7 protein-coding genes are annotated in these 15899 nt (G+C 72.4%); 3 read left to right on the forward strand and 4 right to left on the reverse strand.

All coding sequences use genetic code 11. The annotated features are described in order from the left end of the window. Positions 1 to 4 precede the first annotated feature (4 nt). Positions 5 to 469 (forward strand): N-acetyltransferase family protein, encoded by a 465-nt coding sequence (locus ABH920_RS18555; RefSeq protein ID WP_370350254.1) that lies wholly within the window; start codon positions 5 to 7, stop codon positions 467 to 469. Between the two features lie 20 nt (positions 470 to 489). Here the strand turns inward: ABH920_RS18555 and ABH920_RS18560 are convergent, their stop codons facing one another. After that, positions 490 to 828 (reverse strand): sortase domain-bontaining protein, encoded by a 339-nt coding sequence (locus tag ABH920_RS18560; protein ID WP_370350255.1) that lies wholly within the window; start codon positions 826 to 828, stop codon positions 490 to 492. 24 nt (positions 829 to 852) lie between these two features. Here ABH920_RS18560 and ABH920_RS18565 point away from each other — a divergent pair, with 24 nt between their 5' ends. Both ABH920_RS18565 and ABH920_RS18570 read left to right on the forward strand, forming a co-directional pair. Further along, entirely contained in the window at positions 853 to 1269 is a 417-nt protein-coding gene (locus tag ABH920_RS18565; RefSeq protein WP_370350256.1) for a barstar family protein, read from the forward strand. 144 nt (positions 1270 to 1413) lie between these two features. Further along, on the forward strand, positions 1414 to 3666 hold the full coding sequence (locus ABH920_RS18570) for a BTAD domain-containing putative transcriptional regulator (protein ID WP_370350257.1): 2253 nt from the start codon (positions 1414 to 1416) through the stop codon (positions 3664 to 3666). A 127-nt stretch (positions 3667 to 3793) separates the two neighbouring features. On the opposite strand, the gene ABH920_RS18575 is transcribed toward ABH920_RS18570, so the two are convergent. From ABH920_RS18575 to ABH920_RS18585, 3 genes are read right to left on the reverse strand one after another with little or no spacing between them, the layout of a single operon-like run. Further along, positions 3794 to 5041, reverse strand: coding sequence for a Kelch repeat-containing protein (locus tag ABH920_RS18575; RefSeq protein WP_370350258.1), 1248 nt, complete (start codon positions 5039 to 5041; stop codon positions 3794 to 3796). A gap of 41 nt (positions 5042 to 5082) precedes the next feature. After that, on the reverse strand, positions 5083 to 6336 hold the full coding sequence (locus ABH920_RS18580) for a Kelch repeat-containing protein (RefSeq protein WP_370350259.1): 1254 nt from the start codon (positions 6334 to 6336) through the stop codon (positions 5083 to 5085). Next, positions 6336 to 15866 (reverse strand): neuraminidase-like domain-containing protein, encoded by a 9531-nt coding sequence (locus ABH920_RS18585; RefSeq protein ID WP_370350260.1) that lies wholly within the window; start codon positions 15864 to 15866, stop codon positions 6336 to 6338. The genes ABH920_RS18580 and ABH920_RS18585 overlap by 1 nt, the downstream gene beginning before the upstream one ends. Positions 15867 to 15899 lie beyond the last annotated feature (33 nt).

A 15899-nucleotide genomic window follows, 5' to 3' on the forward strand; every position in this document is an offset into this window, starting at 1 on the left:
GGCTGTGCACGGTAATGACCTGGTCCTCCGGCGTGCCACCGACTCGGACGCCGCAGGAATCGCGGACGTGTGGCTTCGTTCCTTCGCCGCCGCGCTGCCGACTGTGCAACGCGCGCACGACGACGCGGCGGTGCGCGAATTCTTCGCCGACGTCGTCGTGCCGCGCTACGAGACCTGGGTGGCGGACAACGGAGGCGTCGTCGTCGGGCTTCTGGTCTTGGGCGAGGGCCAGGAGTTGGAGCAGCTCTACTTGGACCCGTCCTGGCGCGGCCGTGGGTTGGGCGACCGGTTCGTGGAGCTGGCCAAGCAGCGGCGGCCGGACGGGTTGCAGTTGTGGACGTTCCAGGTGAACGCTCCAGCGCATCGCTTCTACCGGCGGCACGGTTTCGTCGAGGTGGAGCGCACCGACGGCGCGGGCAACGAGGAGCGTGAACCGGACGTCCGGTTCGTCTGGTCGCCTGTCAGTTAGCTGCTTGCCTACCTGCGCAGCTAACTGCTCAGCTTCGCGAACACCACGACGTTGTCGACGTACTGCCCCTTCACGAAGGCGCCGCCGCAGGTGATGAGCCGCAGTTCGGAGTCGGGGCGCGGGCCGTAGACGCTCTGGGAGGGGAACTCGGCTTTCGCGTAGTCGACGACCGAGGTGGCGAGGTACACGACCCGGCGGCCGTTGTTGAGCGTGATCGTGATCGGGTCGCCGGCCTTGATCTTCTTCAGGTGGGCGAAGATCGCCGGCCCGTGGAGGGAGTCGACGTGTCCGGCGATGACGACCGGGCCGGCCGACCGATGGCATGGCGCCGCCTTTTGCTGCGTCCGGCGGAAATGCAACCCTCGGAGTCAGGAGCCGATTTCGTGGACGTCACCTTGCTCGACGCCGTCGCCGACCCACCGCACGACTGGTACGACGGCGCCCCGGCCGTCCCCGGAACCTGGGCACGCCACGACCCCGCCGGACGCATGGAGTGGTTGATGCTCGCGCTCGCCAACGTCGGCCACCAAGCCGTCACAAACATCCGCGGCCTGCACTGCGCCCTCGGCGAGGCCCTACGGGGCCCGGGCCACTACTACGGCTGGGGCCTCGACGCGCTGGACGACTGCCTCGGCGGCGGCTTCGGCGTCCGCCCACCGTTCACCCTGGTGTGGCAGGGCTCGGCGAAGGTCCGCCAGGCGCTGGCCGCCGACCGGGTCGGCGACCTCGACGGCGCGGCGTACTTCGACCTGTTGGTCCGGATCCTGGAACGGAACAACGTGACGGTCGTCCTCGCCTGAGTCCGGCTCCGCCGTATCTGCTGCATTACTGGTAGCCGTAGCCGCGATTCAGGTAGTTCCACGGGTTCGTGAACCGCCCCCGATTTCTAGCGTAGGAGATGCTCGGGTCACCGAACCGGGCGACTGCGGTGCGGGGGGTGTCGTATGGAAATCAGGGTGTTGGGGACGGTGGCCGTCGAGGTCGGCGGCGTGGCGGTCAAGCTCGGGCCCCGGCAGCAGCGGCTGGTGTTCGGGGTGCTCGCGCTGGAGGCCGACCGGCTGGTTCCGGTGGAGCGGTTGGTGGATCTGGTGTGGCCGGTCTCCGCGCCGCGCACGGCCGAGCACGCGATCCGCGTCTGTGTCTCCCGGCTGCGGTCCAGCCTGGCGGCGGGCGGGGCGGATCCTTCGGACGTCGCGGTCACCGCGCGCGGGCCGGGTTACGTCCTCGAGGTCGATCCGGTGCGGGTCGACGCCCACCTGTTCCGCGATCTGGTCGACCGGGCGCGCACGGCCGAGGACGCCGACGCGGTCGGGCTGCTCGACCGGGCGCTGGGGCTGTGGCGCGGCCCGGCGTTGGCCGACGCGGCGGAGGACCGGGTCAGGGACCGACTGTGTGCGGGGCTGGAGGAGAGCCGCCTGGTCGCGATGGAGGACCGCTTCGACGCGCTGCTCCGGCTGGGCGGCCACCGGGACGTCGCGGCGGAGCTGGTGGCGTTGGCTCGTGCCCGGCCGGACCGGGAGCGCCTGGTCGGGCAGGTGATGCTGGCTTTGCACCGCAGCGGCCAGACGGGTCAGGCGCTCGACGCCTATCGGCGCACCCGGGAGTATCTGCGGGAGGAACTGGGGATCCAGCCCGGTGCGGCGCTGCGGGGTCTTGAGGTGGGCATCCTGCGTGACGATCCGGCTGTGCGCGCGCCGGCTGCGTCGGTATCGCGATCGGCTGCGGTGGTCGGGGCGGCCCCTCCGGTGGCCGCCGGGACCGCGCCGACGGCCACGATCGCAACGACTGCCACGAACTCCACGAACGCCACGACCATCCGGACCGCCGTGGCGATGGTGCCCGCCGCGAGCGAAGCTGTCGCCGAGAAAGCGGCGGCCGCGGAGAGACCGGCGACCGCCGAGAACGTACTGCGCACTGTGCCCGCCGTGTCGGCCCTGCCCGCTGAGCCCGCCGCGCCGACGGCCACCCGGCACCGGCCGCACCCCGTCCCCGCGATGCTCCCCGCGAGCATCTCCGACTTCACCGGCCGCGCCGCCCACCTCCGCTGGCTCGACGGCATGATCCCGGACCCCGCGGTCTCCCCGACCGCGGCCATGCCGATCGCCGTCATCGCGGGCACCGCCGGAGTGGGCAAGACCGCGCTCGCGGTGCGCTGGGCGCACAGCGTGCGCGACCGTTTCCCGGACGGGCAGCTCTACGTCGACCTGCACGGCTACACCCCGGGCGAGCCGGTACGTCCGCAGCAGGCGCTCTCCCGGTTCCTGCGCGCGGCGGGCGTTCCGGCCGAGCAGGTCCCGGTCGATGTCGTGGAAGCCGCCGGGATGTTCCGGACGCTGCTCGCCGACCGGCGCGTGCTCCTGTTGCTCGACGACGTCTACGCCGCCGAGCACGTCCGTCCCCTGCTGCCGGCCAGCCCCGGCTGCCTGGTCGTCGTCACCAGCCGGGACCGCCTGGACGGTCTGGTCGCCCGCGATTCGGCGCGGCGGGCCACCCTGGATGTGCTGCCCGAACCCGAGGCGCTGGCCCTGCTGGGCCGGATGGCGGGACCGGCGCGAGTCGCCGCGGAACCCGAGGCCGCCGCCGGGCTCGTCCACACCTGTGCCCGGCTGCCGTTGGCGCTGCGCATCACCGCGGCGCACCTGGCGGCGCGCCCGGACCGCCGCCTCGCCGACCACCTGGCCGATCTCGGACGCGGCGATCTGCTCGGGCAGCTCGAGATCGACGGGGACACCGAGACCGCGGTCGGCGCCGCGTTCGACTTCTCCTACACCGCCCTGAAACCCGGGGCACGCCGACTCTTCCGCCTGATGGGGCTCGTACCCGGGGCCGACATCACGGCCCCGGCCGCCGCGGCGCTCGCCGACGTGCCGCCGGCCGAGGCGGCCCGCCTGCTCGACCGCCTCGCCGCGGTGCACCTGGTCGACCAGCACCGGCCCGGCCGCTACGGCATGCACGACCTGCTGCGCCGATACGCGGCGCAGCAGGCCGGCGCGGAGGAGGACGCACGCGACCGGGCCGCCGCTCTGGACCGGCTGGCCGACCACCACCTCGCCGCCGTGCTCGCGCCCGCCGACCTGCTGTACCCGGTCGTGCCGCGGCCACCGGTCTCCGCCAGCACGGCCGGAGTCGCGGCTGGCACCACGGCCGCCACCACGCCAGCTGGCGTGGCCGGGGGCGTTCCGCCGCAGGGCGCATGACTGCTCGCCGACGCCCTGCGCCGCTTTCGGGTTCGGGACCACGCGCCTGAGCCGGAAACGAGGAACAGGAAGCGATCGAGGCGAGCGCGCCGCCGGATCCCCGGCGGCGCGTACCAGCCCCGCGCCCCTACGGCGTGTACACCTCCGCCGCCGCCGTGAGCACGTCGTGCCCGGGGTTCGCGGTCGCGACGCCGGACGCGACCACGCCGCCGGCCACCAGGACGCGGCCGTCCGCCAGCGGCGCCGCGGCGAAGCCCCAGCGCCCGACGGCCAGGCCCGCGGTGGCGGTCCAGGCGCGGGCTACCGGATCGTAGATCGCGGCGTTCTGATATCCGACGTCGTATCCGGAGCTGCCGGTGCCGCCGATCACCAGGACGCCTCCCGAGGCGAGCGGGACGGCCCGGTGGAAGGCCCGGCCGAACGGCATGCTCGGGACGTCCTCCCACTGCCCGGTGGCCGGGTCGTACCGCTCGGCGGCCCAGGTGCTCGACGGGTTGTAGACCCCGTCGAGCTGCACCGCCGTGCTGCCTCCGCCGGTCGCCAGGACCGATCCGTCCCGCAGGAGCGTGGCCTGATGCAGGGCGCGGGGAACGTGCATGCTCCCGGTCGGGCTCCAGCTGTTCGCCGCGGGGTCGTACACCTCGCAGAACGCGAGGTAGGCGGGCCAGTCGAGGCCGACGGCCAGGATTCCGCCGACGAGGAGCACCCGGCCGTCGGCCAGCGCCACCGCCGCGTGGTCGCTACGCGCGTCGGTCATCGGCGGGGCCGGCGTCCACGTCCCGGTGGCCGGGTCGAACAGCTCCGCCGAGCGCAGCGACCGGACGGACTGCGGCGAGCGCACCGAGCCTCCGCCGGCCACCAGGACCCGGCCGTCGGGCAGCAGCGTCGCCGTGTGGTCCCAGCGGCCTTCGTGCATGTCGGCGGCGGCCGTCCAGGTCCCGGCGGCCGGGTCGAAGATCTCCGTGGAGGCCAGCCCCGGCGCCGGGAATCCCTGGCTCGCGCCGATCCCGCCGGTGACCAGCACCCGGCCGTCGGCGAGGCGGACCGCGGCGAAGTCCCGGCGGCTCGTTCCCATCGGTGCGGCCGCCGACCACGTGTTGGCGGCCGGGTTGTAGAGCGTCGCGGCGGACTGCGCGTTTAGGGTCGGTGTCGAGCCGCCGACGACCAGCACGCGGCCGTCCTTCAGCGGCAGCGCCGTGTCGTGCTGGCTGCGCCAGGCGACGGCCGCCGGAAGGGTGCCCGCCGTCGCCCACTGGCCCGCAGCAGACGCCGGGCCGGGGCCCGCGGCAGACGCAGGCGACGTGGCAGCCGCGGGCGACGGGCCCGGCGCGGTCCCGGAAGCCCCGCGGGCGGTCGCGAAAGCCGCCGAACCCATCGAAGTCATCGGACCCGTCGAACCCATAGAGGTCATCGAAGTCATGGTGTGTACACCTCCGTGGTGGCGGTCGTCGTGCTCTGACCGAGGATCGGCGTTGCCGCCCCGGACAATGTGATCCCGCCGGCCGCGAGCACCCGGCCGTCCGCCAGGCGCACGGCGGCGAAGGCCCAGCGGCCGGCGACGGTGCCGATCGTGCCGCTCCAGGCGTTCGCCGCGGGGTCGAAGATGTGCGCGTTCTGATATCCGATGTCGAAGGTCGAGCTGTCCGTGCCGCCGGTGGCCAGCAGCTTCCCGGACGCGAGCAGCACGTCGCGGTGGTGGCTGCGGCCCCACGGCAGGTCGGTGACGGAGCTCCAGGCGCCGGTGTTCGGATCGAAGCGCTCAGCGGCGGTCTGGCTGTACGGGCTGTACCACCAGTCCACCAGGACGTCGGCCGCGTCCCCGCCGGTGGCCAGGACCCCGCCGTCCGGCATGAGCGTGGCCTGATGGGCCTTGCGCGAGGTGCCCATCGTCCCGGTCGCGGTCCACGTGCCGGCCGCCGGGTCGTAGAGCTCGCAGTAGCCGAGCGAGCCGTACAGCCCGTGGCCGAGCGTCACCGCCCCGCCCGCGACCAGCACCCGTCCGTCGTGCAGCGCGACCGCCGGATGGCCGAACCGCGCGTCGTTCATCGCCCCGGTTGCGGTCCACGTGCCGGTCGCCGGGTTGTATGTCTCCGCGGAGAACAGTGCCCGGCCTGAGTCAGCCGAACGGGTCGAGCAGCCTCCGGCGACCAGCACTCGGCCGTCGGCCAGCAGCGTCGCGCTGTGCGAGAAGCGCGCCTCGGTCAGGCTGCCGGTCGCGGTCCACGCCCCGGTGGCCGGATCGAAGATCTCGGCGGCGGCGATCGGGGCGGCCGGGTCGGTCATCGCCCCGGTCACACCTCCGACGACCAGGACGCGGCCGTCGGCCAACCGGGTGCAGGTGTGCAGCCGGCGGGGCGTCAGCAGGTTCGCGGCGGCGGACCAGGTGTCGGCGGTCGGGTCGAACAGCGCGGCGTTGCCCAGGGCGTCGCGCAGTCCGTCCTCTCCGCCGGCGAGCAGGACCCGGCCGTCGGTGAGCAGGATCGCCGCGTCGTGCGGGGCCGCCCAGAACCCGGTGAAGGGCAGGTCGCCGGCGGCCGTCCAGGTACCCGAGGCGGCCGCGGGTGCCGCGTCCGGGACCGCCGCTAGCGATCGTGGTGCCCACGGCGGTCCGGGAGTCCTCCCGCGCGTCCGTGCGGCTGCCGTGTCGTCCACGGCGGGCATGATGGTCATCACTGTCCTCCTTGAGCGGTCGTTCCGAGGGTGTAGCTCCAGACCAGGACCAGGTCGACGACGGCGTCCGGGTTGAGCGTCCCGTCCGCGGCGACCAGCGCCGGGTCGAGGGTCGCGATCTGCGCCCGGGGCACGGTGACCGTCCAGTTCTGCCCCGCGTCCTGAATCTGGGTGCTGATGTCGTCGTAGCCGCACCGGGCCTGGCCGCCGAGCGCCGCGTCGGGCGCGAGCGCGCCGCTGGCGGTGGTACCGCCCGGTCCGGCCAGCGCGGCCGGCAGCGGCTGCCCGGCCGCGTAGGCGTCCAGGTAGCGACGGCCGCCGTCCGGGGTGAGGTCCGTCGAGAACACCAGGACGGCCTGCGGCTTCGTCGCCGTGACCCCGTATCCCTGGAACGGGAAGGGGAAACGGCTCTTCGAGACGGTGAACGTGAGCGTCGGGTCGGTGCCGGCCGGCGGGTTGACGAAGCGGTACCACTGGTCGGCGAACTCCCGGCGCGCGCTGAACGCACGGTAGAGCGCCTTGGCGCCGTCGCCGTGCACCCAGGTGTTCAGCGCCGAGCCCAGTCCGGCCACGGCCGCGCCGGCGAGCGCGCCGCCGCCGTCCCGCGCGGTGTAGCGCAGGTGCAGCACGACGTCGGTGATGGACTCGTAGTCGAACTGCCGGAACTGCTCGGGCAGCGCGAGCCGCCATTCGCCGACCGCTCCGGAACCCTCGAACGGCAGGTAGCGCTCGTCGCGCAGGTTCGTCTCGAACAGGCCGGCGTCCTCCAGGCCGCCGCTGGTGACGATGGACTCGGTCGCTCCGGTGTAGTCCCGGAACCGGGTGTCGCCAGGCTGCCGCGCGTACTTGCCCTCAGTGAGCGTCGCGTCGGCCCGGACCGTGCTGCGCAGCAGGGTGAGCGTCAGGTTCACCCCGGTGTAGGGCCCGGCGACGCACGGCACGGTCACCGCGACGCCCTTGAGCCGCCGCAGGTAGTGGCCGGGCGCGTCGAGGTCGAACAGGGCCTCGGGCAGGGTGACGAAGCAGGTGCCGGTCTCCTTGAGCCGCAGCAGGGCGTTCGGGTCGAGCTGCGCCAGCGAGACCCGCTTGGTCAGCTCGAACTCCCGCGCGTTCAGCTCCAGGTACGAGGCCTCCATGCGGGCCAGGTCGGTGGACAGCAGCTCGCCGGCGAGCAGGCCGGAGCGCAGGCTGTCCCAGTACCCGAACTGGATGAACGCCGAGTCGTCCAGACCCAGCTCGCGCCGGTAGGCTTGCTCGGCGCGCTTGGCCACGTCGTACGCCAGCTGATACGCCTGGAAGTAGGTGGTGCTCAGCTGCCCGGCCATCCAGTCGTACAGCTCCTGGGTGGTGTACTTGGTGTAGAGGAAGTCGTCCTCGGACTTGGCGTTGGCCAGCTGCAGGTCGTGGTTCGCCAGTTCCTGTGTCGCCATCTGCTGCCGGATCTGCGCGGCCGCGATCTGCGCCTCGTACTGGACGATCTCGCCGCCGGCCTGTTGCGCCTGGAAGGACCAGTCGTCGGCGCGGCGCTGGTAGCCGCCGACCGTGGCGGCCATCGACCCCGACGTGTTGAAGACGGCCGCTTCCGTGTTCAGCGCCCCCGACATGCCGCGCAGCGCCGCGATGATGTTGGTGCTGCCCAGCGTCGCGCCCATGGTGGTTGGCGACCCGATCTTGATGTCCGGGAGGTAGCCGAGCACGCTCGCCGCCAGGTCGATCTCCCAGGCGAGCTGCTGGTTCTCCAGGGCGAGGGCGACGAACGCCGCGTGCGAGGTCTCCCCGTCGTTCATGAACGGCCGGGTCGAGTAATAGGTCTGCTTCTGCTGGGCGAGCTGCAGCGACTCCTGCAGCGCGGCCACTGCGTACTGGGCCTCGTTCACCTGCTGGACGCGGACGTCGCGGGCCGCCGTGAGCAGGGACAGCCCGTTGCCGGAACGCAGCCGCGCCAGCGCTTCGGCGTCCCGCTTCTCCAGCGCGGTCAGCAACGCGGTGCCGAAAGCGCGCACCTCGCCGACCAGTTCCCGCGCCTTGGCCGCCATCTCGGAGAACCGGTAGTGCGGCAGCGGGGCGCTGATGTCGTCCAGGACGGCGGACAAGTCGACGCCGGCGGCGGTGGCGCGCACGAGCAGGTTCGGGTCGATCGGCGGCCCGAACGCGGACGGCTGGTTGGGCGCGCCGTCCAGGGTCAGCCCGTTGCGGACCTTGTACAGCCGGTCGGCGACGGTGTCCCAGTAGCCCAGCAGCTTCTCGTTGCGTGGCAGCGTGAAGTAGTAGAGCCAGTTGATGCCGAGCCCGGGCACCAGATCCGGGGTGATCCGCGGCCGCGCGGCGGCGGCCCGGTCCGTGGCGCCGAGCAGGTTCTCCGCGGCGACGACGGCCCGCGTCGCCGGCGGTGTCACCGGCGTCGCCGCCGGTCGGACGGTGGGAACCACGTGCACGTACTCGAGCTCGCGGTAGCTCATCGGGTCCGGCTCCGGGAGCGCCACCTCTTCGGGGCGCGCGCCGAGCAGTTCGTCGGCGAGGATGTACAGCTGCGTGGCCGCGTTGACCGACTCCAGCGTGTCCTGCCGGAAGAGCTGGTCGCCCCAGGCGATGAGGTTGTCCAGGTACCGCATCACGATCGCCTTCTGGTAGGCGACGGTGCGGGTCTGGGCCACGACGTCGGGCTGGAACGGGTTCGCGAGCCACTGGTCGATCGCGCTGAGGGTGATGTCGACGGACGACAGCCCCGAGACGATCGCCCAAAGCTGTTCGTTCAGGTAGTCGCTCGCGGTGGTCTGGAAGAACGGCTTGGTCCGCCAGTAGCGCTGCGGCGCCGGGTCGGAGCTGCGGTCGGTGGGGTCGAAGATCAGGTGAAACCAGTTCTGCGCCTGCACGAAGTCCTGGTTCGTGCTCAGGCGCTGCGCCGCGAGCAGCGGCAGGTGGAAGAACAGCTCCCAGTTGTACAGGCCGTACGGCGTCTGCAGGTCGAACTCGATCGGCTGGCCGGGGCCGGGCAGGGTGCCCTTGACCTCGCTGGTCGGCTGGTACTGCGTGAAGTCGAACTGTTCGAGGGCGTACGTGTCGGGGTTGACCTGGACGTCGCGGGCGTACATGGCCGCGGGGCCGCCCTGGTCCAGGCGCGCGGAGAGCGTCTCGGTGTGCGGGTGGTAGAAGGTTGAGAAGTAGTAGGACGAGATGTGCTCCTGGGCGGTCGCGTCCCAGTACGTGTAGGGCTGGATGATGTAGGAGCGCTTCTGGTCGGAGAAGACGAGGACGTACATCGACCAGGGGCCGAAGTCGTAGTTGTTGGGGTACGCCAACCAGAACCGGATGTTCGGCAGCTCCGACGCCGGCTGGTTCGCCGCCATGTTCGACAGGACGAGTTGGCTGTTGGCGTTGCGGGTGCCGCCCCCCAGGATGATCGGGCCCGCCGGATCGGGCAGGTACCCGTACCCGATGCCCTGGCCGAAGATCTCGTTGTCGACGACCTTGGTCCCGATCGGCGACGGGAAGGGCGGGTCGAGCGGATATTCCTGATAGCCCACCGCGTCGGCGGTGTCGTAGTTCAGGCCGTCCACGGTGAGTTCCTCGCGAGCCGTGTTCAGCGTCGCGGTGCCGGTGTAGTAGCCCATGGTGTTGCCGGGCCGCGAGAACCACGAGTTGTAGCTGCACGTGAGGACCAGGGTGAAGGGGTCGACACCGGGCCAGGTGCTGAAGACCATCTTGTCGGTGAAGGATGCGGGACCGGAGAAGATCTCGGTGTCCATCGTCATGTTCTGGGTGGTCAGCGAGTCGGCTCCGGTGCGTTTCGGCGCCCACTGGCCGTTGACGTACTTGCTCCAGTTGATCGCGATGTCGTAGTACTTGGCCGAGTCCGGAACGTCGCCGCCGGGCTCGGGCATCTGGATCTGCGTCGGCTGCGCCTTCTGGGTGAAGGTCGGCCAGAACACGTAGAGCGTCCCGTTGAACACCGTCGGGACCAGGACGTCGCTTTCGATGTCGAGGTCCACCTTCTGCCACGGCGTCCACGCGCTGCGCCAGTTCCAGGTGCGGAAGTAGTAGGAGCGTGGCGCGTTCTGGCTGCGGCCGAAGAAGTACACCGTCTTGTCGTTGTGCTCGCCGTCGATCGCCAGCGACGTCCAGCCGTCGTGGTAGAACCCGCCCATGTGCAGGCGGGAGACGTCGCCCAGTTTCTGCAGGTAGCCGCGCATCCCGCCTTCCGCGGCGTCCGCGGTCATCTCCTGCTGCCTGATCTCGTTCTCGAAGTCGGTGAACAGCGGGGTTTTGTCCAGGCGCAGGTCCGGCTGGAAGTAGTTCTCCGGGTACAGGAACACCTTCTGGTTGGCGACCCAGACCTGGTACTGCTTCATCCAGTCCCACTGCGCCACCAGCAAGGGATCCACGGTGGTCGGGACGGCGGTCTCGAGGTTGAGCAGGCAGCGCTGGACGAACAGCTGCACGCTGTAGATGCCCTGCGCGATCCGGGTGGTCTGCTGCGCCGGCCCGGTCTCCACGTCCAGCAGGAAGTAGTCGTGCATCTGGTCCACGCCGGTCCACTGCGGTGCCCCGGTGGAGTCCGTGAGCGGGTGGGCGACCAGGTAGGACACCAGCGAGTCACGCTGGCGCCCGCGCAGGGTGTTCTGCATCGGCACGGCGACGCCCGGCCAGTCGGTCGGGGAGTACCGGGCCTTCGCGGCCAGCCAGGCCGCCTGGCCGGCGTCGGCGGTCAGATCAGGGCTCAGCCACGCGCTCGCCCGGTCGGCGGAGACGCCCAGCCGGCCCAGGATGCCGACGGCCTCGGCCAGGACACGCAGGGTGTCCGCGTCCGCCAGGCCCGGCGCCCCGTCGAGCGGGACCAGCGTGCTCAGGACGCTGAGATCGCCACCGTTCCACCCGGTTCGCGAGCCGAGCACGGTCAGGGCGTCCTGCTCGGTCGCACCCGGGGCGGTCGCGGCGGCGAACACCGCGGCCGGGGTCGCCATGCCGCCGGGGATCGTGGCGGCCAGCCGCATCAGGCCCAGCAGCGCGACGAAGCCGTCGAACAGCGGCGAGGCCCCGGTGACCGGCGCGGTCGGCAGCGCGGTGGGATCGAGCCAGCGGTCGGGCGCGTATCCGACCACGAACGGGAGGTCGGCCGCCTTGACCCGCAGCCGGTTCAGCAGCAGGGCGACGCGGTAGACCAGACCGAGCGTGGTGAACTGCTGGGGGAAGCCGCCACGGGTGAGGACCACCGAGGCGTCGCTGCCGACGTAGTCCGGGGCGAGGAAGTCCTCCAGGGCGGTCGGCCGGAACGGCGAGCGCAGCCACCGGCCCAGCAGGGCCTCGGCACTGGCCGCGTCCAGTCCCGCGGCCTGGCCGAGCTGCTGCTTGACCGTGGCCTGACTCAAGGACGTGCGCAGGTAGGGCGCGACGACGAGCAGCACCCGGTGGAACCGGTCGGCGGGCGCGGCCGGCGCGTCGAACATGGCGGAGGCGTCGGCCGCGGTGAGGAGCGCGTTGCCCGGTGCCGGCGGTGCCTCCTGCGCGGCGGCCAGCGCGGACACGGCCGGGCCGAACGCGGGATCGGCCGAAGCGGTGGCCAGCAGCGCGAGTTCGTCCGCGGTCAGGTACCCGCGGGCACACAGCGCACGGAGCGACGCGTCGAAGAACACCCGGCCGGACAGCGACGCCGGAAGCTGGATATCGGCGGGCCAGGCCGCGAGCGGCGCGGAGTACACCGGCGTGCGCAGGGTCTTCATCTGCGTCGTGACGAACGAACGCGGTGCGTTGTACAGAGCCTGCACCGCGCTCTGGTAAGCCGGGTCGGCAGACACCGCGTCGAGCTGCGTGCGCTGGTCGTTCGTCATCGGCCCGACCAGCACCAGCTGTCCGGTGTTCGGATCGACGGACTCGAAACGGATCGGGATGGCCGGCGGCAGCGAGACGCCCGCCGGGAGCGCCGTCAGCGCGGCGGTGTAGGTGGCCGTGCCGAGCAGTGAGGCGACCGCCTGCTGCACGAGCCCGGAGTCCCAGCCGAGCAGGGCCAGGTCCTTGCCCGTCACGTCGCCCTTGTCGTCGGTGACCTGGGCGGTCTGCTTGTACACCGCTTGCAGCGCCGAACGCAGGGTGGTCAGGACCGTGGCCAAACCGCTGTCGTCGGGTAGCGGGCTGCCGTGGGCGGGGACGTCGTCGGCGAGGATCGCGTCGAGGTCGGCGACGGCGAACCCGGCGGCGGTGATCCGCTGCGCGGCGGCGATGAACCGGTCGGTGGCGGCCGCGAGTTGGTCGCTCGCCGCCTGGGCGGCCTGCGCCGCGGCCGGCTCGGGGCGGCCGGACGGCAGGATCGGCGTGCCGCCCGCGAGGTCGGACGCACCGCCCCCGGCGTGCTGCGGGAACCGCGGGTGGGCCGGCGGCTCGACCGGCGCGCCGCCGGACAGGTCCGGTTCGGCGCCGCCGGTACCGGGGCCGGCCGCGGCCGCGGCGAGCGCGGGGAACGGGCCGGAGGCGCCGGCGAGTTCGACGAGGCGCAGGTAGTCGGGGATCGACAGGCCGAGCGCCCGCGCCAGGGTGGTCGCCCGCACCAGCGCGGTGAGATTCGCCAGGTTGAGCAGGCCGTCCGGCACGACCGCTCGGGCGCCGCCGACGAGTCCGGCCAGTTCCGCGTCGGTGACCTGGAGCACCGCGAGCAGCGCGGCCGTGACCAAGGGGTCTGCCAGGCTCCCGATGACCGCCAGCTCCGTACGGTCCGCGCGCAACGCGAACGGGTTCGTGACACCCGGCGGCAGCATCACCACGGACGGGTCGAGGAACAGCCGGTCGTAGCGCGGCGCCTCGGGATCGGTCGCGTAGACATGGGTTTCCAACGGTGCGTAGAAACACAGCACGTCGTCGACCGCCAGGCCGAGCCGCGCCGCGAGATCCGTCAGCGCGGCGATGCAGCGCAGCGTCACGACGTCCAGCAGACCGGCGTTGTTCGAGGCGGCGAGGACCCGGTCCAGGGCCTGCGCGCTCCAGCCCAGGGCGCGCCGCAACCGCTCGAACCGGTGGAGCCGGTCCAGCGCGGCGGCGTCGAGGTTCTGGACGGTCAGCTTCGTGGTGTCCACGGTGACGCCGTCGTTCGGGATCCGCATCGTGCCGCCCGGGTTGACGAACCGGGTGTCAAGCACGGCGGTCAGGTCGGCGTAGCGCATGCCGGCCGCTGCCAGCAGGGCACTGACCTGGCTCAGCGCCGTGACGAGCGCGGCGGGGTCGGTACCGGCCGGGCTGCCGTAGAACTCGGCGAGGGTCCGCGCCGGCGACAGGACCTGGCCGGTGATGATCTCGGCGGCGACCGTGGACAGGCCGAGCTGTTCGTTGGTGAGCGCGACCAGGGATCCGGGGTGCGTTCCGAGGGTGCTCAGCAGTTGCACCCGGGTGACGCCTAGCGTGCCGAGGTAGCTGCGGGTCTGCTCGCCCCACAGGTCGAAAGGCAGGTCCCAGGGGTAGATCGCGGTACGCAGGGTGTCGTACGCACCCTGGTTCACGAACTGCGGCTGGATGCTCAGCTGAACGGAGTCACCGCTGCTCTGCAGCTGCGTCGGTGCGAACGCCGTGGAGGGCGACACCGCCGTTTCGAGGTGTTCGTTGACCAGGTCGATGTACGGCAGGGTCAGGTCGGTGTTGTCGCAGTTCAGGAGCAGATCGAGCAGATCGGGACGGCGCGCGTAGAGGACGTCGGCGACCGGTCCCTCCGTGGAGCCCCGCCCCGGATCGGTCGCACCGCCGCCGAGCAGCCTGAGGTAGTAGAGCAGATCGACGAGGTACGCCGCCTCGCTGTACAGCGTGCGGCAGTCGGGCACCGCGGCGTAGTCCTCGGAGCCGAACAGGTCCTGCCAATCGGGGATCTGCGCGATGTCGGCCTCCGGCTTGGCCAGCCAGGGCACGTCGAAGTGGCCGGCGGTGCGCACGTCCGTCACGAGGTTGACGGCGCGGGCGTGCACCCGGGTGGCGCGGGCGTGGACGGCGTCGGACTCCGCGCGGTCGATCGAGGCCCCGATCCGGCTCGCCAACATGTCCGGCCCGATGCGCGCGACCGACTGCGCCGATCCGAAGCCGGCGTCGCGCAGGACCTGCATCGCCTCGTAGCGCGGCGCGATCGTGAGCACGCGCTGGATCTCGGCGAGTTCGGCGCGGGCGTCCGGATCCGGCACCGACCGGGAGTCGACGGGGGTTGCCAGCAGGTCCAGGTCGGGGTGCGCGGCGAGGAAGCGGGTCCCGGGACGGTCGGCGTGGGCCGGGTCCGCGGAGAGCCGGCGGGCGACGTGCGCGCTGAGGTAGGACTGCGCGACGCGGGTGCGGATGCCTTCCGCGTAGCGGCTCAGCGCGGCTTCCGGGGACTGTGTGCCCGACGAGCCGGTGGCGGATGCGTCAGCCTTCGACGCTTCGGCGCTCGCTGAACCGGCGCTCGCTGAACCGGCGCTCGCCGAACCGGCGCCTGACGAACCGGCGTCCGACGAGGTGTGCGCGGCCGGCACGCCGCCCGCCTGGGCGATCAGCTGCGGCCACTGGTCGTCCAGCCGGACCAGGTCCCGCGGCGCCGTCAGCTCTCCGCTGACGAACCGCGCCAGCAGTGCGACGGTCAAGGCCGGATTCGTTCCGCCGGTCAGGGTGCTGAGCTCGATGGCCAGCCGCAGCCGGGCCACGTGCGGGGCCGCCTGCGGATCCTCGCCGAGCCGCTCCCACAGCGCGGCGTCGTCGGTGCCGCGGTCCAGATACCCCGAGTACAGCTGTTCGCGCATTGCCGCGTCGGGGACGGCGGCCGTGAAGACTTCAGCGAGCGGTGTGAGGGGCGCGACGGCCGGATCGAACGCCGTGGCGACCGCATAGTGCCGCACCTGCTCCGCGAAGTCGGCGGCCTGCTCGGCGGACACCGGCTCGATCAGGTGCGCACCGGCGGCCTCGGTCAGCCGCTCGCGCAGTTCGGCGACGGGCCGCGTGGACAGCACGCTCAGCGTCGGCGGCATCCCCTTGCGGAGCAGGCCGTAGAAGTACTGCGCCGGCAGCGATGTCGTGCCGCCGAAACGGGCCGCCGCGGCCAGGCCCGCGAGTTTCGCGCCGTCCTCCCCGGTCGCCCGGGCCAGGAACGCGATGTCCTGATGGGCCTCGTCGGTGCGGAGCTGGTCGGGCGTGATGCCGTCCAGCAGCGGGGTGATCAGGGCGAGCAGGCGAGGGTACTCGGCTGGGGCGTCGCCCGGCAGCACCAGGTCCGCCGTCTGGTCGGCCCGCGCGGCGGACCCGACGGTGACGGCGGGCGAGCCGTCGGCCGTCACCGCCCGCACGACGATGTCCGCCGGCCCGTCCGGCGGGGCGTATTCGAACCGGTAGACACCTGTCGCGTCGGTGACCGTCTCGCCGAGCAGGGTCTCGGTGCGCAGCCGCCGGGCGGCGACACCGATCGCGACGCCGGGCGCGGCCGTCCCGTCGCTGCGGGTCACCCGCCCGCCGATCGTGTGGCGCCGCGGGGCCGCGGCGGCTGCGGCGGGGGAGCGGTCGGGCAGTGGAACAGGGTTCTGAGAAAGAATGTTCTGGGACACGATCGCTCCGTTACTGGGCCCGCGGCCCCGTGC

Source organism: Catenulispora sp. EB89 (assembly GCF_041261445.1).
In the GTDB taxonomy this organism is placed as follows: Bacteria; Actinomycetota; Actinomycetes; order Streptomycetales; family Catenulisporaceae; genus Catenulispora.